This window comes from Allobosea sp. 10L422, assembly GCF_056395345.1.
In genome coordinates, this window is sequence record NZ_JBFTJI010000001.1 from 223977 (window position 1) to 241622 (window position 17646).

Sequence of the window (17646 nt, forward strand, 5' to 3'; positions counted from 1 at the left end):
CATTCCGGCTCGGATCACCCGCGTGGAGGTCGTTGTGATGGACGTGGATTATCGGGAGGCGTTCGAGAATGCGCCGGTCGGCCTGGCGGTCGGCAGGAACCGGACTATCGTGGCCGGGAACCACGAGTTCGCCAGAATCTTTCGAGGCTCGATCGCCGATATGGTCGGCGCGACCTTCGAGCGGCTCTACCCGACCCAGACGGACTATGAGGAGACGGGCGCCCGAGTCGGCGAGCGTTTGGCCAGCGAACGCAGCTACACGGATGACCGTGTCATGCGCCGGCTCGACGGCGATCTGTTCTGGGTTCGGGTCAGCGGCTTCACCTACACTCCGGAACATGCGCACGCGCATACCCTCTGGGTCTTCTCGGAACTCGACCGCGCTCAGCCGTCAGGTCAATCGTTGAGGACGACCCTGACGCCCCGGGAGCGCGATATCGCCACCCTTCTGATCGATGGGAAGACCGGAAAAGAGGTAGCGAAGGCGCTGGAAATCAGTCCGCGCACGGTGGACATCTACCGAGCCCGCTTGCTCAGAAAATATAACGCCAAGAACACCCAGGCTCTCGTCGAATTACTTCTGCGCGGGTGAAAGAGGACACTAGCAGATCGGCTGCCGTGACGGCATAGCGTCCAAGCGCCCAGCGTCGTTGCCCTGCAGCATAGGCCTGCTATGGGTCGTGGCATGATCGCGCTCATCAGGTTCTTCCGCACGCGCCTGAGCCCGCCCTAGCGCCGGCTTCCCTCATCCGTCGCCGCTTGCACGCGGCCGTTCTTGATTGCCCGGAGGCTGCGACCGTCCGGAGCGGGAAGCTTTGTCATGACCATTTCTCATCTGCGGAGCGAATGGGCTCCGAACATCACGCGCGAGCTCCTTGCCGGCACCGTCGTCGCGCTTGCTCTGATCCCGGAAGCGATCGCCTTCTCGATCATCGCCGGCGTCGATCCGAAGGTCGGGCTCTACGCCTCTTTCTGCATCGCCGTCATCACCGCCATCGCCGGCGGGCGCCCGGCCATGATCTCGGCCGCGACCGGCGCGATGGCCCTGGTGATGACCACGCTGGTGAAGGAGCACGGCCTCAACTACTTGCTGGCGGCGACGCTGCTGACCGGTGTCTTCCAGATCATCGCCGGCAGCCTGAAGCTCGGCAACCTGATGCGCTTCGTCTCGCGTTCGGTCGTGACCGGTTTCGTCAACGCCCTCGCCATCCTGATCTTCCTGGCACAGATGCCCGAACTGCTCGGGCGCGGCCCCGTCGTCTATGCCATGACCGCCGCCGGCCTCGCGATCATCTACCTGCTGCCGCGCTTGACCCGAGCGGTGCCGTCGCCGCTGGTCACCATCGTGCTGATGACCGCGATATCGATGTATTTCGGGTTGGGCATCCGCACCGTCGGCGACATGGGCGCATTGCCCAGCGAATTGCCGTTCTTCGCACTGCCGCAGGTCCCACTCACCTTCGAGACGCTGAAGATCATCACGCCCTATGCGCTGACGCTCGCCATGGTCGGCCTGCTCGAAAGCCTGATGACGGCGGCGATCGTCGACGAGATGACCGACACGACCTCCGATAAGAACCGCGAATGCGCCGGCCAGGGCCTCGCCAACATCGTGGCCGGCTGCTTCGGCGGCATGGCCGGCTGCGCGATGATCGGGCAGTCGGTCATCAACGTCTCGTCGGGCGGCCGCGGGCGCCTCTCGACCTTCTGGGCCGGCGGCTTCCTGCTGTTCCTGATCGTCGTGCTCGGGCCCTATGTCGCGCAGATCCCGATGGCAGCACTCGTCGCGGTGATGATCATGGTCTCGATCAACACATTCCAGTGGCGCTCGCTGAAGACGCTGCTGATCCATCCGAAAAGCTCCAGCTTCGTCATGCTGGGCACGGTCGCGGTCGTCGTCGCCACGCATGATCTCGCCAAGGGCGTGCTCTTCGGCGTCGTGCTGAGCGGGCTGTTCTTCGCGCACAAGGTCACGCGCTTCTTCGCAGTGGCCTCGGAGCGCGCGGGTGAGAAGCGGATCTATCGCGTCAGCGGTCAGATCTTCTTCGCCACCGCCGAGGCCTTCCATGCCGCCTTCGACTTCCGCGAGGAGGAGGTCAGACACGTCGTCATCGACCTCGGCGCCGCGCATTTCTGGGACATCACGGCCATCAACGCGCTCGACCGCGTCGTGCTCAAGTTCCGGCACAACGATATCGCCGTCGAGGTCGTCGGCATGAACCAGGCGACAGCAACCATGGTCGAGCGCCTGGCGGTCCATGACAAGGGGGAAGGGCAGGTCGTGGCCGGCCATTAGCGGCGGCCTTACGGCTGGCACGAGATGCCGGCTCTTGAGGCTCCGATTCTAGCGGAGTTTGGCGATACCGATGCCGTCGCGTTTTGCGCGGTCCTTGATGGATTCCTCGCTACGAGTCATCGCTTTCGCAATCGCCTTCAAGGCCATGCCCTTTCCAGCCAGCAATTTCAGCTTCTGGAGCTCCTCGGAGGTCCAGGGTTGGCGGTGCCGTTCAAATCGCTCGGTCATAATCCGCTCCTGCGTTGCGCTCACATTTGAGGAGCCGACCTATAGCAACAATAGCGATGAAATTGACCGATATCTGCCGAGACCAACCACCAGGTCGCGCCAGCTGCGGACGTTGAGCATCTGCCAGAGAGCGGAGCTGACGTTTCGCGACGCTGGTCCGGCGCCATGTTGACCTAGCGAGCCGCCAAGCCGCACAGCCACACCGAATGCACGTCGTCGGCGTCGAGGACGCCAACGCGTCGCCGGCGACAGCGTCGATGGGAGCCCGGTTCGCCCCTTTGAGATGCTCGACGATCGGCGTGAATGCCCCCTCTGATCATTTGGCGACGCTCGGCATATGTGCCAGCCTCGTTCTGAATGAAGAGCCGGAAAAGCGCTCAGCTTGCGGCAGGTGCGAACAAATGACGGAAGCAAGGGCTTCCCGACTGACAGAGCGATCCGTCAACTGTCCAAGCTCTGACCGGCACGAGCATCGCCTGTTGCGCTGCCGATCGCTCCAGGACCGAACGTCATCTCTTCTGGTAAGGATGGAAAATGTAGTCCTTGGCCTTCACCTTCACATGACAAACGTGGCCGCAGTCTGAGGGGCTGGAATCGGCCGTGAAAGTGTCCGATGCGGCCTCGTAGTTGAACAAGGCGTACCCCCAGCCGCCGCTGTCCGGAAAGCGCTTGCTATCCTTCTCGATGACGAAAGCCTGAGAAAAGGTATCGGGCACATCGACGATGAACGGCGCCTCTGTGCTCCTCTTCGGCTTCCATTGGAGTTTCACGATCTTGGAGCCATCAGGGAACGGCTGTCCATTGCCTGGAATCCCTGCCTTGTAGGCGTCGATCATGATCGGGTTGGCGACGATGACCTTCAGCACCTCGTCGGTGCGAGCCGAGGAAACGACCGACCAATCCTCGTAACCCCTGAAGTCGGAGAAGGCGATTCCGCTCGGCGACTGCAACGAATACTTATCCTGTGCGGATAGGGCGACGCCTCCGAGAATGATCATCGCGGCCGAGCCCGCGGCAAGCGTCAGCTGACTCTGGAGCTTCATGATTGATCCTCCCTGATGTCGATGACCTGCGTGAGGATTTAGGGTGCGCGCGGCGGCCCTGCTTGTCGACAGAAGACGCGCGGCGGAGCAAGGAACAGTCTCCGCCGGCCTTGTTGTTCGGTCGCCTAGCCCGGCTCCTTCAGCAACTGGCTATCTGCCGGCATCTTGCGGAGCCGCTTGCCCGTGGCGGCAAATATAGCGTTGGCGATGGCGGGAACGATTGCGGACGTGCCATTTTCGCCGATGCCGCCCGGCAGTTCGGCGTTCTTGACGATATGGACTTCGACGACCGGCGCTTCGTTGATCCGCATGATCTGATAGGTGTCGAAGTTGGCTTGTTCGACGCGGCCCTGCTTCAGCGTGATTTCTCCGTAGAGCGCCGCCGTCGCGCCGAAAATCGCTCCGCCCTGGAGCTGTGCCTCGACCGTGTCCGGGTTGACGACGATTCCGCAGTCGATCGCGCAGACGACCCGGCGAACGCGCACAGCACCATCCGAAGCGACCTGAACCTCAGCTATGGTCGCCAGGTAGCTGCCGAAGGCGTGCTGCAACGCGATGCCTCGACCAGTGCGCTCGGGCAGGGCTTGGCCCCAGCCTGCCTTCTCCGCGGCTAGGTCAAGGACAGCCATTGCCCGCGGCGACTTGCCGAGGAGCGAGCGACGGAACGCGACTGCGTCCTGTTTGGCTGCCACGGCCATCTCGTCGACAAAGCTCTCGGTGACGAAGACATTGTGCGAAGGGCCGACGCTGCGCCAGAAGGCGGTTGGAATGCCCGGCGGTTCCCGCCGGACGAACTCGACATGGAAATTCGGCAGGTCGTAAGGCAGGTCGATTGCGGCCTCCGTCGAATCGGGATCGAGCCCGTTCTGGAAAGCCGGCGGCAGCCAGCGGGCGATGACGGAGGGGCCCGCGAACCGGTTGATCCAGGCGACCGGCCGACCTTTGTCATCAAGGCCAGCGGAAATCCTGTCGAGCCAGTACGGTCGATACATGTCGTGCTGGATGTCTTCCTCGCGCGTCCACACGACCTTGACCGGGCCGTTGACCTGTTTGGCGATCTCGACGGCGCGAACCGCTCCATCGGCCTCCAGCCGTCGTCCGAAGCCGCCGCCGATCAGGTGATTATGGACAATCACCCGATCCAAAGGCAGACCCGCAGCCTTCGCAGCCATCGCCTGAACCCGCGCCACTGCCTGGGTGCCGAGCCAGATCTCGCATGTATCCTTGCGCAGATAGACCGTGCAGTTCATCGGCTCCATCGTGGCGTGAGCCAGGAACGGAAGTTGATAGATCGCGTCGATCCTCGTGGCGGCCTGCGCCATGGCGCTATCGGCATCGCCGATGTTTTGCGCCACCGTGCCGGGGGCGCGGACCGCCTCTTCGAGGTCCTTCGCGATCGCTTCCGTGGTGAGCGACGCGTTCGGACCGTCGTCCCATTCGATCTTGAGGGCGGCCAAGCCCTTTTTCGCGGCGCCCATATGGTCTGCGACAACCGCCACCGCGTCGTCGAGCCGGACCATCTGACGGACGCCCTTGACGGCCTTGGCTGCGGTATCATCGACACGCTTCAGGCGACCTCCGAACACCGGCGATTGTGCGAGGGTCGCGAACTTGACCCCCGACGGGCGCGCATCGATGCCGTAGAGGGCCGTGCCATTGACCTTCGCCGGCGTATCAAGCCGATTGGCGCGCGAGCCGATCAGCTTGAACGCATCCGGTGATTTGAGAGCGACGCTGGTGGGAATTGGGAGTTTCGCGGCTTCCGCGGCCAATTCGCCGTATTTGAGGCGGCGCTGGCTGGGCTGATGGATCACTTCGCCATTCTCGGCTCGGCATGACGTCGCCTCGACGCCCCAACGCTTTGCCGCCGCTGCGACCAGCATCAGCCGGGCTGCGGCTCCCGCCTCGCGTAACGGCTTCCATGCACCTCGCACAGCGTTGGAATTACCAGTCGCCTGCACGCCGAGCAGAGGGTTGGCGTAGAGCTTTTCATTCGGGGGCGCGTGCTCGAGGCTGACGTCCTTGAGGCTCACCTCAAGTTCTTCGGCAATCAGCATCGGGATCGCGGTGTAGGTACCCTGGCCCATCTCGACATAGGGCATGGTCAGGACAACGCGCCCGTCATTGCCGATCCGCACGAAGGCGTTGGGTGTGAACGAAGCGGGGCCGGCGGCCTCGCTGCGGCCAGTTGGGAGGTTGAGACCCAAGATCAAGCCGCCTCCAACCGCGGCACTTGCCGCGAGGAAGCTTCGCCGCGACGGGGCGCGGTCACATGTGGTGGTTGGGTTGCGATCCCGGATCATCATCGCCTCCCTAGCCGCCAGTGCCGGCGGCGAGCTTGATCGCCTCGCGGATGCGCGGGTAAGTGCCGCAACGGCAGATATTGCCGCTCATGGCGTCATCGATGTCGGCATCGCTCGGGTGCGGGTTCTGCGTCAGCAACGCTGTGGCCGACATGATCTGTCCGGATTGGCAGTAGCCACATTGCACGACTTCTCGGTCGAGCCAGGCCTTCTGGATCTTCGCCCCGACCGGTGTCATGCCGATGGCCTCGATCGTCGTCACCTGCGACTGACCGATGCTGTCGATCGGGGTGATGCATGAGCGTGTGGCGACGCCGTCAATATGAACGGTGCAGGCGCCGCATAATGCGGCTCCGCAACCGAACTTCGTTCCAGTCATGCCGAGAACGTCCCGCAAGACCCATAGGAGCGGCGTGTCGTCATCAACATCGACGCGATGAGTCTTGCCGTTGATCTTGAGCGTGAAGGGCATGGACTTCTCCCTGTCAATCGGCTCGTCCTGGAACAGTGAACCGGAGAGCGCGCCGCATCAAACGCATTTGGCGGCTTCGACGGACGGCGTCCGCGAAGGCCTGTGGCGCCGCTTGAGGGAAGTTGTGACCGATACCGCCAGGGATGTCCCGATGCGAATACTTACCCGGGAACATCTAGGCGTAGGCGCAAAAATCCGGGTGGAGAGCGCCATTGAGCTCTCTTCTCAAGCTGCGAGCGCAAGGCGGCCCGCATCACAGCCGCCATCGTCGTGGCGAAGGACCTCTCGCCGCCGATCGCCGGCCCCGGCACGGCGAGCTTGCCGCTGGCCCGCTCCAGCTGCTTGAGATTGGCGGTCAGTCGCCCTGTCCATCGCGCGCCAGCATCTGGTGACTGCGGATACTTCTTGATATCGTCCCGATCGCGAGCGCGGTGCCGGACGGATTCAAGCGGCTGACCGCCGCAAGACCGCGTGGCCGGCGCAAACGGCCACTCTCCTCGGCTCTTCTCATCAAGAGTTGGCCGGCCGCCAGCTAGGTGGCCAAGCGACCGCTGCAATTTGGGTGGCTTTCGCAACTCCCAAGCTTGATGCCTTACTTAGGGTCCGTTACCGATGGATGTCTGAGAATCGTTGCAACGTGCTGCGGCGAAGTCATTTCTTTTTGCTTGCGATTTGCCGTCGACCTTTCGACGGACCCGAGCACATTCCGTTCGAGGCTGCCAGATGTTGGCCGCCACACCGGTAAGCACGGGGAACTGAGGATACGCCGATGCCTACGCCTGCGCTGCATTTTTGCCTGACTGGCAAGAGGAATGAAATTGTCGTTCGAACTTGGCCTGTGCGGGCCACGGCCCTTCTCTCAGGAGTCGCACTGCTAACCTTGGTCGCCGCCAGTCCAACTTTGGCAGGCGGCGGTGCTGGCGGCACAGGGGGGGCCGGAACAGGTGGCACTGGTGGCGTCAACAGTGCGATCGGAAACGGAACCGCGGGCAGTGGCAGCAATGTCGCGGGAACGGGCACAGTTAACGGCGGTGGCGGCGCCGGCGGTGGCGCAGGTATTACCGGTGGCGCTGGCGGTCGTGGTGCCGCAAGCGCGCTTGGCACTGGCGGTGTGGGAGGCGCAAGCCCCGGAGCAGACGGTACAAACGGCTCCAACGGCTCAACGCAGGGCGCAGGCGGCGGCGGTGGTGGTGCCCATGGAGCGGTCGGGGCGGCCCTTCCTGTCATTGATGCGAAGGGCGGCAACGGCGGAAACGGGGGAGCTTCGACCGGCGGCGGCGGAGGAGGCGGCGCCGGCGGTTACGGCGCGGTTGTTACCGGAGCTGGCGTAACTGGCACCTACAGCGTCAATATCACCGGCGGCAATGGCGGCGCCGGAGGCAACGGCGGTGGCGTGTCCCAGAAGGGTAGTGGAGGCAGCGGCGGAATCGGGCTGCTGTTCACCAGCGGTGTTGGTGATCTCACCTTCAACGGGGATGTCAAAGGCGGTAACGGCGGCGGCATGGGCAATGGACCCGGCGGCGCGGCGGGCGAGGGGGGAGCGGGCATCGCCCTGGGTACGGCGGGGGTCGTCACGATCAATGGATTGGTTGCCGGCGGAACCGGCGGCGGAGCCGGGACCGGAGCGGGCGGAGTTGCCGGGGCCGGCGGTGTCGGCATCACCGCGACCAGCGCGCAACTGGTCGTTTCGTCTTCCGGGTCTGTTGCTGGGGGAGTTGGTGGCGATGGGACCCAGGCGAATGCGATCACCTTTACCAGCGGCGCAAACAGCCTCGAACTCCACGGCGGAGCGACGATCGGTGGTGTTGTGCAGGGCGGTAGCGGCACCGACACGCTGATCCTTGGCGGCTCGACCAATGCGACATTCGACGCTTCCCAGATCGGGGGAAGTGGTCAGTTCCGAAGCTTTGAGGCCTTCTCTAAAGCCGGGACGAGCACCTGGACGTTGACGAATAGCACGACCGGCACGACGCCGTGGGTTGTGACTGGCGGCGCGCTCGCTATCAGCACCGACGGTGCGTTAGGCGCAGTGGCTGGCGGGCTGACGCTGTCGGGCGGGGCGCTGGCGACGACTGCCGATATTACAACGGCTCGTGGCATCACGCTGGGCGTGGGAGGGGGCACCTTCTCGCCAGATGCCGGTACAACACTCACCTTGAATGGAAACATTTCCGGCAGTGGCAGCCTCACCGCAAACGGGGCGGGAAAAGTCACGTTGACCGGGATGAATAGCTATACCGGCGCCACCACCATCACTCCCGGCACCACGCTCGCGCTGTCAGGACAAGGGCGCGTCAACGCCTCTAGCGGCGTCGAGGTGAACGGCACATTCGATGTTACCGCTGCGGCCTCCGCTCAGATAAAGGCGCTGACCGGCGCGGCGACGGGCACGGTGCAGCTTGGCGCGGCCGGGTTGATCGTGAACAACGCTTCCGGAACCTTCGCTGGCGCGCTGCACGGATCCGGCGGCCTGCAAATTACGGGCGGCACACAGGTTCTCTCTGGCGCCAGTGACTTCACGGGAGGGGCGGGCATCTCCGCCGGGGCAACACTGCGCATCGGCAATGGCGGCACCACGGGCTCGATTACCAGCGACGTCACCAACTATGGAACGCTCGTATTCGATCGCTCGAACGAGATGACTTACGCCGGAGTTGTGACGGGACCGAATACGGGAGCGATCTCGATTACCGGTGGCGGCAAGATCATCCTGACCGGCACGAGCAGTTCGCGGGCTCCCGTGACCATCGATGCAGGTAGCACGCTTCAGCTCGGAAGTGGCGGCACTTCTGGCTGGCTTGGCGGCACCGGAGCCTATGTCGGCTCGATCAACAATAATGGTTCGCTGGTCTACAATCGATCGAACAACGTCTCCTATGCCGGTGTCATTTCAGGAGGCGGCAGCGTCGAGCAGGCTGGGCCGGGCACGCTGACCTTGAGCGGAACGCATACCTATACGGGCGCGACGTCCATCACTGGCGGCACGCTCGTCGTTAACGGCTCAATCGCTTCCTCCTCGGGGCTTACGATTGGGGCGGCCGGGCGCTTGAGCGGCTCGGGCCAGGTTCCAGGCGTCGTCATCACCGGAACCCTCGCTCCGGGCAATTCACCGGGTACGATGACGGTCAACGGCAATCTGACCCTGACCGCCGGCTCGGTATACGAGGCCGAGATCCAGGGCGCGGTATCGGACCGCGTCAACGTCACTGGCACGGCGGCGCTTGCTGGCACGCTGAAGATCATTCCGCTCGGTGGCGCCTATTCCTTCAACAGCCCCTACACGCTGCTGTCGGCGGCAGCGGGACGCACCGGCACCTTCAGTCCCGTCAACACGACGGGAAGCTTCGGCGATGGCGTCACCACGACAGTGAACTACACCGCCACCGACGTCCAACTGACGCTCGCTCCGAAGCCGCTGGTGCCGATCGTCGAGAATCCGACGGCACCGGCGCCCACCTCGCCCCGTCTCGGCGTCGTCGCCCCGGCCAACGCCTTTGCGATCGCGTCGGTGATCGATTGGGCGGTTGCAGCCGGGGGCGACCCATCCTCGCTGTTCGGGATCTACAACCTGCCGGCGGCGGCGATCCCGGCCGCGGTCAACCAACTCTCTGGCGAAATCCACACCGCGGCGCCGGCGCTGGCAAACGGCGCGGCCGATCAGTTCCTGCGCGCCATGCTCGATCCGATGGCGGCGGGCAGGCTTGGTCTCGCTGCGCCCGGTCCAGGAGCGGCGGCCTTCTCGGGGCTGGTGCGTAAGGGTGCTGATGAGCCCGCGGCGCCGGCGAGGCTCGATGCACCGGTCTATTCGGTTTGGGGCTCGGCTTTCGGCTCATACGGTCGCACCGACGGGGATGCGGCGATTGGCTCGGCCCGACGCACGATCGACGACGCCCATATCGCGACCGGTATCGACGTTCGGCTGATGCCCGGCACTGTCGCCGGCCTTGCGATCGCCGGCGGCAAGGCCCGGGCTTCACTGCCCGGACTGGTCGGCAAGATCGACGCGGATGTCTTCCAGGCCGGCCTCTACGGCGTCACGCAACTCGGTCCGGTCAAGCTTGGTGCCGCAGCGAGCTATGCCCGGCTCGACAACGACGTCAGCCGCGGCATCCCGGCACTCGGTAGCAGCCTGTCGTCATCCTACGAGACCACAGCCTGGAGCGGACGCCTGCAGGCAAGCGTAGCGGCCTTCAGCTGGAGCGGGTTCAGCCTCTCGCCGCTCGCCGCCATCCAGGCCACGCAGGCGCGTAATCCGGCGGTATTGGAGGCAAACTGGAGCGGCGCCAGCGCCAGCGCCGGCGCACTCGCCATCGGCAAACGCAATGAGGTGACGTCGCGCAGCGAACTCGGCCTGCAGCTCGATGCGGACAGCGTCTTCGGCGGCATGCCGGTCACGGGATATGTTCGTGCTGCTTGGGCGCATTATCTCCAGCGCGATGCCGACCTGACTGCGGGCTTCGTGGGCCTCCCTGGCTTGGCGTTCGCCGCGACCGGAGCCAAAGTCGACCGCAACAGCGCGCTGGTCGCCGCCGGCATCAGCGCCAAACTCAGCGAGCGCGTCTCGCTTGGCCTCAACCTCGACGGCGAACTTGCCTCGAGCGGCAGCCGCCTCGGCGGATCGGCCCAGATCAGGGTCAGCTTCTGAGGCTCGTCGATGGTTTAGCCGGTCCAACCGGCTCAGCTCTCATCTGGCCCGGTCTCCGAAAGGGGGCCGGGCCATTTTGTGTTCATGCGCTGCGGCCCAGCAGTCCGCCCGTCACTCTTCCCCCAAACGGGTTCGTCAGCAATGGACCCATGCGATATTACGGCCGAAAACCGTTTTTTTTAAATTTGCCCTGATAGCCTGAGTTTACGCAGCGTTTCGATCGTGATCTATGTATTATTTGCGGTGTCCCTAGCCCTTTATGCTTGGCGAACCAGAGATCTGCTCCCCGGATTCATTGCAGCAGGATTGGTTTGGGCGCATCTGACCAGGAGGGAAGACCGAATTCTATGGCCGCGTCAGCTCCGGCTGGCCGGGCCATTTTCGTTGGCGCCAAGCGCCCTGAGCCAGGACAGCATCTGCAGTCCGATCGCGAGCGTGGCAACGGCCAGTGGCGCGTCACGATGCTGCCCGTTTCCGAGGCGACATCATCTTTGATCGAATTGGCAGCGAGGAGGGCGGTCTCACCACGCCCAAGGCCTGAGCGGAGCATCAGCAAGCGCTGCTTCGTTTCAGAGACGGAAAAAAAGGCCTGCCAAGACATCCTCGATCGCGTCTCAATCGGCGTCGGCGAGGAATCGGTCGAGGCAATCCGTTCCATGACGACGATGCGCAGCTTCGTACAGTCGGTCGATTGCTGACAAATGGGAGCTTCGCGTCGAACGGCGAGCGATCCCTTGAGGATATCAAGCCGAATCAACGCCCGGAATCTCGGGACGCTGGAGCGTCGCACACCGACGGCGCCTCTAAGGCTTGGTGGAATGATCGCCGATCTCAGGGTCGCAGCCGGCGTATCGGCAATCCCAATGCCTTCGCCATTGCTGCTGAGACTGTCAGGCCGATTGACCCCGGGATGCCACACGATCCAAACCGCATGTCTGTTCCATAATATGTCTTATGCGAATCACTCTTGCTGCCGGGGGCGATGCCCCCTGTCGTCGTCGCGTGCCGTGCCGGACGATCAAACGTCGTCCACGCCACAGAGCTCTGTCTGCCCGCGCGAGGCCTGTCGCCGACCTTCACTAGGACTTCGGGAGCGCGCGGGTTCTGGCTGTCGCGGAGAAGCGATGAGGACGTCCTCCGGGTAACCTCACAGAACCCGCAATGGCACGATACGGACCGGGATGACCCGTTTCGCGGCAGGCCGCGGCGACCAGCGCCGCCGCCCTCGGCAAGGCGATGTCACACGAGCGTGATGGCATCGTATCCCAGCGCGTTGTTGATGTCGTCGATCGACGTGAACGTGCCGCCACCCGAAACACCGTCGATCTGGATGGTGCCGAAGCCGAAATCCAACACGACGCTGGGGCCGGAATCGTCCACCGTCACCTCGACAGTCGTCGGATCGGCAACATCGACCTCGATGACGTCCTCGTCCCCCGCATTGAGGTCGGTGACTTCGTCATCGCCAAACGGAGTGTCGGCACCGTCACCGAAATGGAAGGTGTCGGTGCCTGCGCCGCCCGTCAGCAGATCATCGCCAGCGTCGCCGTATAGGTTATCGGCGCCGTTTCCGCCGTCGAGCTCGTCGTTACCCTCGCCGCCATGGAGCTCGTCGCTGCCGGCGTCACCCTTGATCTCGTCGTCTCCGGCGTCGCCCCAGAGGGTGTCGTTTCCGGCCCCGCCAGTCAGGGCGTCGTTGCCGTCACCGCCGTGGCCCGTGTCGTTGCCGTCCCCGCCACTCAGCTCATCGTCGCCGGCGTCGCCATTCAGCGTATCCGCATCCGCTCCGCCGCTCAGCGTATCATCGCCGTCGCCGCCATTGAGCGTATCCAGACCGGCTCCGCCCTCCAGTGTGTCGTCGCCATCGCCACCGCCCATGGTGTCGTCGCCGTCACCGCCATCCATGACGTCGTCGCCGGCGTTGCCCTCCATGATATCGTTGCCGGCATCGCCGCTCATCGTATCGTTGCCGGCATTGCCGTTCATGGTGTCGTTGCCGTCGCCGCCGTTCAGCGTATCGTTCCCGATACCGCCGTTCATGACGTCGTCACCGGCATCGCCGTTCAAGGTGTCGTTGCCGGCGCCGCCGTCCATCGTGTCGACCCCGGCCCCGCCGTTCAGCGTATCGGCACCTGCGGCCCCGTTGAGGATATCGTCGCCATCGCCGCCATCGACGGTATCGTTGCCGGCGCCGCCATTGAGGGTATCGTTCCCGGCATCCCCGGACAGGGTATCGTCCCCGGCGTTGCCGTTGATGACGTCGTCGCCATCGCCGCCGCCGATCGTGTCGTTTCCGGCATCGCCGGACAGGGTGTCGTTGCCGTCACCGCCGAGAATATTGTCGGCGCCGGCGCCGCCGCTGACGGTATCGTCCCCGGCATCGCCGGCCAGGATGTCGTTGCCGGCATTGCCGTTGACGACGTCGTCACCGTCCCCACCGCTGATCGTGTCGTTGCCGGCATCGCCATCGAGCGTATCGGTGCCGACGCCGCCGAGAATATCGTCGTCGCCAGCTCCACCGCTGACGAAATCGTTGCCGCCGTCCGCGTCGATCGAGTCATTGCCGGCGAAGCCGTGGATAATGTCGTCACCGCTCGTATCCGGAGGGGGGATGATGTCGTCGCCGGGTGTACCATTGATAATCGCCATGGCAGTTCTCCCTGCTGCAGAGCCCCTCGCATAGGCACGCGCCCGCCCATGCGCGGTCTTGCGCAGGGTATCGATCGTCGCGGATCGAGAAATTTCGTCGCGGATCGAGAAATTTGCGAAGGTGGCGAAAGCTAGGAAGATGCAGGGGGCCGGCGCAATCCCCATTTGGAGACAAAAGCCGTCGAGGCCGACGCTATTTCAGGCTCACTTCCCAAGTCGAACTGGCTTAATCTATAGGAATTCGAGCGCTCAACGCTGCTATTTACGCTGCAATCAATGCAAATATTCGCCGAATGGATTCCGCCCAGCTATCGAGGCAAGCGCACCGACGCCGCCGGTAAGTCCGGCATTCCCGGATCGCTGACACTTGCAGGTGGTCATCGCCTCAAACCGTTTCTGTCACCAAATGGGGATTATGCCGGAGGATAAGCTTCCCTAGCGTCGCCTCTCCGCTTTCGGGCCGCCCTTCCATGGCTGCAAAGCGGCACCGGCCAAGTCCGGTGGTTGCGCAAATCCACGAAGGGGCGTGCTGGATCAAGGGAGGCGAGATCATGGCTGCGGTGGCGTGGGCGCTAGAGAATTTCCCGATAGCAACATGGCTGGGCAATAGGGGCTCCCCTCCCCGGATCGGAATTTCGCAGCTTCGGATGCGTCCGCCAAACGGCGCGATCTGAAGCCAGCCTCCCGTCACGCTCCAATGCGCCGGAGCATGAGCTCGTCCCATCGGCTTTTCGGGTCGGCTTCATCCTCCCGCAACATCGCGCAAGCGCTTCTTTCAGTCCGAGGACACATGTCCGACGCGTCTGCAAGCCGCAGGAACCCTGGGTTCCGCACCAGGGTCACCGCCGACGCCGCCCTATTGAGGGGCAGCAGGCTTCTCATGGCGATCCCGGGATGGCGGGCGTTGCTCTGGGTCGTCGTCTTCAGCGTCGCGATCAATCTGCTCCTGCTGATCCTGCCCTTCTATTCGATCCAGGTCTTCGACCGGGTGATCACGAGCGGCAATATCGACACGCTCGTCGGGCTGACTGGTCTCGCCGTGGTGGCGCTCGGCTTCAGCGCCTGCTTCGACATCCTGCGCAATCGCCTGCTCGGTCGCTTCGCCGTCAGCTTCGAGCGATTGCTCGCGCCGCTCGTGCTCAAGGCGGCGATCACGGACTCGACGAAGCGGAACGAGGCCGGCACTCACGACATGGTCAGGGTGCGCGAACTCCGGAACATCCTGTCGAGCGGGACCGCCTCGACCTTGATCGACGCGCCTTTCCTGCCGGCCTTCGTTGTCGTGCTTTACCTGATCCACCCGTGGTACGGCACGATTGCGTTGATGGGCTCCCTGCTCCTGCTCCTGCTGGCGTTCGTGAGCGGGCGCGTGGCGCGTGCCGAGCTGGCGGAGGCGTCCGGGACGGCCCTGCGCGCGCAACGCGCCCTGGACGGCATCGTCGGCCATGCCAGCCTCGTCCGGGCGATGGGGTGGACGCATGGAGCGATCCGCGAATTCCTCCGGCTCAACGACGCGGCGCTGGCGCCCGTGGTCAAGGCGAATGAGCGGGTGGCCCTGATCGCCTCGCTCGCGCGCGCGGTCCGGATCATGCTCCAGGTCGCGGCGATCGGGACCGGCGCCTGGCTGGTGCTGCAGAACGAAGTGCTCAGCGGCAGCATGATGGCCAGCTCGATCCTCATCAGCCGCACGTTGGCGCCGATGGAGCAACTCGTCGCCGGGTTGCGCACGCTGACCTCGGCGCGCGATGCCTGGGTTCACGTGCGCGGCGCCGTCGCCTCCGCCCTGATCTGCCAGGGCCGGACGCTCCTCCCGCCTCCCCTCGGCGCGCTCGACATCAGCGCCGTCGCGTTTCGCAATCCGAATGCGAGGCGGTCGGCCCTGGCGGGCATCAGCTTCCGTTGTCCACCGGCCAGCGTCATCGTCGTCATCGGCCCGACAGGTGCGGGCAAATCGACATTGCTGCGAATGATCGCGGCGCTCGAAAAGCCGACGACGGGCACGATTCGGCTGGACGGCGCCTCGCTGGAGCACTGGGACCCGGATCAACTCGGGCGCTATGTCGGCTACCTGCCCCAGGATGTCGAATTATTGGGTGGCACCGTCGCCGAGGCGATCGCCGGCTTCGATGAAACGGCGACCGATGCCGACGTGATCGGGGCCGCCAGGCAAGCCAACGCGCATCAGATGATCCTGGCGCTACCGAACGGCTACGAGACCGATATCGGCCGGGATGGCAGCAAGCTCTCCGGCGGGCAGCGCCAGCGCATCGGGCTCGCCCGCGCGCTCTTCGGCAAGCGCAGGCTGATCCTGCTCGATGAGCCCAACTCCAATCTCGACCCGGAGGGCGAGGAGGCGCTGTGCGCAGCGATCCGGGAGGCGAAGGCGCGGGGAACCACGCTGGTCATCGTCACGCATCGCCCGCGCCTCTTCACTGTGGCGGACCTCATTCTCTTCCTGCGGGACGGCGTCCAGGTGGCGTTTGGTCCTCCCTGCGAAGTGCTCCCGCAGACCATGGCAGGCGCGACGCCGATGCGTCATTCACGCCCTGCCCCGAATGAGAAGGCCAGGTCCGACATCATCGACAGGAGGCGCTGATGCCTGCCGTCGCCACCCCCTCCCCGTCGCGCGGGCTCAGCGTCGTGCAGGATGGCCGGCCCGCCGGACTCATCCGGGCCGTCGGCCCCGACCTGGCCCAGCTAGCGGATCTTCCACGGTCGGAGACCACCTCCCTCGTGCGCTGGGGGGCCGTGCTCCTGATCCTTCTCTTCGGCATCTTCGGCACCTGGGCTGCAGCCGTGCCGCTCGCGAGCGCGGTCATCGCACCTGGCGTGGTAAAGGTGTTGTCGCAGCACCGCGCGGTGCAGCATCTCGAAGGCGGGATCGTCAAAGCCATTCTCGTCCGCGAAGGCGAGCAGGCCGAACGCGGCCAGCTCCTCGCTCGGCTCGACACGACGCAGATCGAGGCCAATATCGGGGTTCTCGAAACCAAGCTCTTCGCCGATCTTGCGATGGAGGCGCGTCTTGAGGCGGAACAGGCAGGCGCAGCCGAGGTTTCGTTCCCCGACGAACTGCAAACCAATACGACGAACAGGGAGGCGCGGTCGGCAATGGCGACGCAGCTTTCCGAATTCGCGGCAAGGGCCACCTCGCTCCAAGGGGAGCGCAAGCTCATCGATCAGCAGATATTGCAGCTGGAGGAAGCAATCCGAGGGCTTCAGAGCGGCTCGGGCGGCCTGGTGCGGCAGCTCTCCTACCTCCAGGAGGAAATCAAGGATACAGACTTTCTGCTGGCTAAGGGACTGGCCCGGCGGCCGAAGGTTCTTGCGCTCAAACGAGCCGAAGCCGATGTCGAAGCCCAGATTGCGACAAATGCATCGTCGGTAGCCCAATCGAGAGGCAAGATCGCCGAGCTGGAGGACAGGCGTCGACAAACCGTCTACGCTTGGCTCGAGGACATCGCCAAGCAGAGCCACGCCGCGCGCGAACGGATCGCCGATGCGCGGCACCGCATAGCGGCGGCACGCGACACGCTGGTTCGGAGCGAGATCCGCGCACCGGAAGCAGGTCTCGTCGTCGGCCTCAACACGCGGAGCCTGAACGCGGTCCTCAATCCGCGTGAAACCCTGCTCGACATCGTTCCGATGCAGGATCGTTTGATCGTCGAGGGCGAGGTAAAGCCGAGCGATCGCAACGAGGTAAGGGTCGGGCAGCCCGCGCGCGTGCGGGTTCTCGCGCTCAACTCGAGACGCACGCCCCTGTTCGCCGGGGCCGTCACGATGGTCACGGCCGATGCGCTCATCGACCCGAGATCAGGCAGGTCGTTCTACAAGGCCGAGGTTGACCTCCAGCAAGCGCCGGAGCTCACTCCTTATTTCGCCTCGCTTCAGCCGGGCATGCCCGTCGAGATCTTCATTGAGACCGGGCGCAGGACTTTCGCGGAATACCTGCTGCAGCCGTTGATGCTACGCGTGCAGCGCGCCTTCAAGGAGAGTTGAACAACACGGCGGGG

11 protein-coding genes are annotated in these 17646 nt (G+C 64.4%); 6 read left to right on the plus strand and 5 right to left on the minus strand.

All coding sequences use genetic code 11. The features are described 5' to 3' along the window. The first annotated feature begins 37 nt into the window (after nt 1-37). Entirely contained in the window at nt 38-592 is a 555-nt protein-coding gene (locus tag AC1DEZ_RS01060) for a helix-turn-helix transcriptional regulator (protein ID WP_476778277.1), read from the plus strand. A gap of 228 nt (nt 593-820) precedes the next feature. Next, complete coding sequence (locus tag AC1DEZ_RS01065; protein ID WP_476778278.1) at nt 821-2296, plus strand: SulP family inorganic anion transporter; 1476 nt, start codon at nt 821-823, stop codon at nt 2294-2296. 48 nt (nt 2297-2344) lie between these two features. On the opposite strand, the gene AC1DEZ_RS01070 is transcribed toward AC1DEZ_RS01065, so the two are convergent. The 4 genes from AC1DEZ_RS01070 to AC1DEZ_RS01085 form a co-directional block, all read right to left on the minus strand. Continuing rightward, entirely contained in the window at nt 2345-2524 is a 180-nt protein-coding gene (locus AC1DEZ_RS01070) for a hypothetical protein (RefSeq protein WP_441513350.1), read from the minus strand. Nucleotides 2525-3033: 509 nt separating this feature from the next. Beyond that, nucleotides 3034-3522: a cytochrome P460 family protein gene (locus AC1DEZ_RS01075; protein WP_476778279.1), complete on the minus strand. Its 489-nt coding sequence runs from the start codon at nt 3520-3522 to the stop codon at nt 3034-3036. 170 nt (nt 3523-3692) lie between these two features. Further along, nucleotides 3693-5870 (minus strand): xanthine dehydrogenase family protein molybdopterin-binding subunit, encoded by a 2178-nt coding sequence (locus AC1DEZ_RS01080; protein ID WP_476778280.1) that lies wholly within the window; start codon nt 5868-5870, stop codon nt 3693-3695. Between the two features lie 10 nt (nt 5871-5880). Further along, nucleotides 5881-6342, minus strand: a complete 462-nt coding sequence (locus tag AC1DEZ_RS01085) for a (2Fe-2S)-binding protein (RefSeq protein ID WP_476778281.1) — start codon at nt 6340-6342, stop codon at nt 5881-5883. An 880-nt stretch (nt 6343-7222) separates the two neighbouring features. On the opposite strand from AC1DEZ_RS01085, the gene AC1DEZ_RS01090 reads away from it, so the two are divergent. Together AC1DEZ_RS01090 and AC1DEZ_RS01095 are read left to right on the plus strand one after the other, a co-directional pair. Further along, nucleotides 7223-10987, plus strand: a complete 3765-nt coding sequence (locus AC1DEZ_RS01090; RefSeq protein ID WP_476778282.1) for an autotransporter domain-containing protein — start codon at nt 7223-7225, stop codon at nt 10985-10987. 347 nt (nt 10988-11334) lie between these two features. After that, nucleotides 11335-11685 (plus strand): hypothetical protein, encoded by a 351-nt coding sequence (locus tag AC1DEZ_RS01095; protein WP_476778283.1) that lies wholly within the window; start codon nt 11335-11337, stop codon nt 11683-11685. A 541-nt stretch (nt 11686-12226) separates the two neighbouring features. Here AC1DEZ_RS01095 and AC1DEZ_RS01100 read toward each other — a convergent pair. After that, nucleotides 12227-13636, minus strand: a complete 1410-nt coding sequence (locus AC1DEZ_RS01100; RefSeq protein WP_476778284.1) for a calcium-binding protein — start codon at nt 13634-13636, stop codon at nt 12227-12229. Between the two features lie 880 nt (nt 13637-14516). On the opposite strand from AC1DEZ_RS01100, the gene AC1DEZ_RS01105 reads away from it, so the two are divergent. Further along, on the plus strand, nt 14517-16232 hold the full coding sequence (locus tag AC1DEZ_RS01105) for a type I secretion system permease/ATPase (RefSeq protein ID WP_476778285.1): 1716 nt from the start codon (nt 14517-14519) through the stop codon (nt 16230-16232). After that, nucleotides 16232-17632 carry an HlyD family type I secretion periplasmic adaptor subunit gene (locus AC1DEZ_RS01110; RefSeq protein ID WP_476778286.1) on the plus strand — a complete coding sequence of 467 codons (1401 nt, stop codon included), beginning with the start codon at nt 16232-16234 and terminating at the stop codon, nt 17630-17632. Before AC1DEZ_RS01105 ends, AC1DEZ_RS01110 begins: the two co-directional genes overlap by 1 nt. The last annotated feature ends 14 nt before the right edge of the window (nt 17633-17646 follow it).

Excerpts from the sequence above, each read along its gene's own strand:
- AC1DEZ_RS01060 (WP_476778277.1), top strand. The coding sequence starts at position 38 with ATGGACGTGGATTATCGGGAGGCGTTCGAGAATGCGCCGGTCGGCCTG.
- AC1DEZ_RS01065 (WP_476778278.1), top strand. The coding sequence starts at position 821 with ATGACCATTTCTCATCTGCGGAGCGAATGGGCTCCGAACATCACGCGC.
- AC1DEZ_RS01070 (WP_441513350.1), bottom strand. The coding sequence starts at position 2,524 with ATGACCGAGCGATTTGAACGGCACCGCCAACCCTGGACCTCCGAGGAG.
- AC1DEZ_RS01075 (WP_476778279.1), bottom strand. The coding sequence starts at position 3,522 with ATGATCATTCTCGGAGGCGTCGCCCTATCCGCACAGGATAAGTATTCG.
- AC1DEZ_RS01080 (WP_476778280.1), bottom strand. The coding sequence starts at position 5,870 with ATGATCCGGGATCGCAACCCAACCACCACATGTGACCGCGCCCCGTCG.
- AC1DEZ_RS01085 (WP_476778281.1), bottom strand. The coding sequence starts at position 6,342 with ATGCCCTTCACGCTCAAGATCAACGGCAAGACTCATCGCGTCGATGTT.
- AC1DEZ_RS01095 (WP_476778283.1), top strand. The coding sequence starts at position 11,335 with ATGGCCGCGTCAGCTCCGGCTGGCCGGGCCATTTTCGTTGGCGCCAAG.
- AC1DEZ_RS01100 (WP_476778284.1), bottom strand. The coding sequence starts at position 13,636 with ATGGCGATTATCAATGGTACACCCGGCGACGACATCATCCCCCCTCCG.
- AC1DEZ_RS01105 (WP_476778285.1), top strand. The coding sequence starts at position 14,517 with ATGGCGATCCCGGGATGGCGGGCGTTGCTCTGGGTCGTCGTCTTCAGC.
- AC1DEZ_RS01110 (WP_476778286.1), top strand. The coding sequence starts at position 16,232 with ATGCCTGCCGTCGCCACCCCCTCCCCGTCGCGCGGGCTCAGCGTCGTG.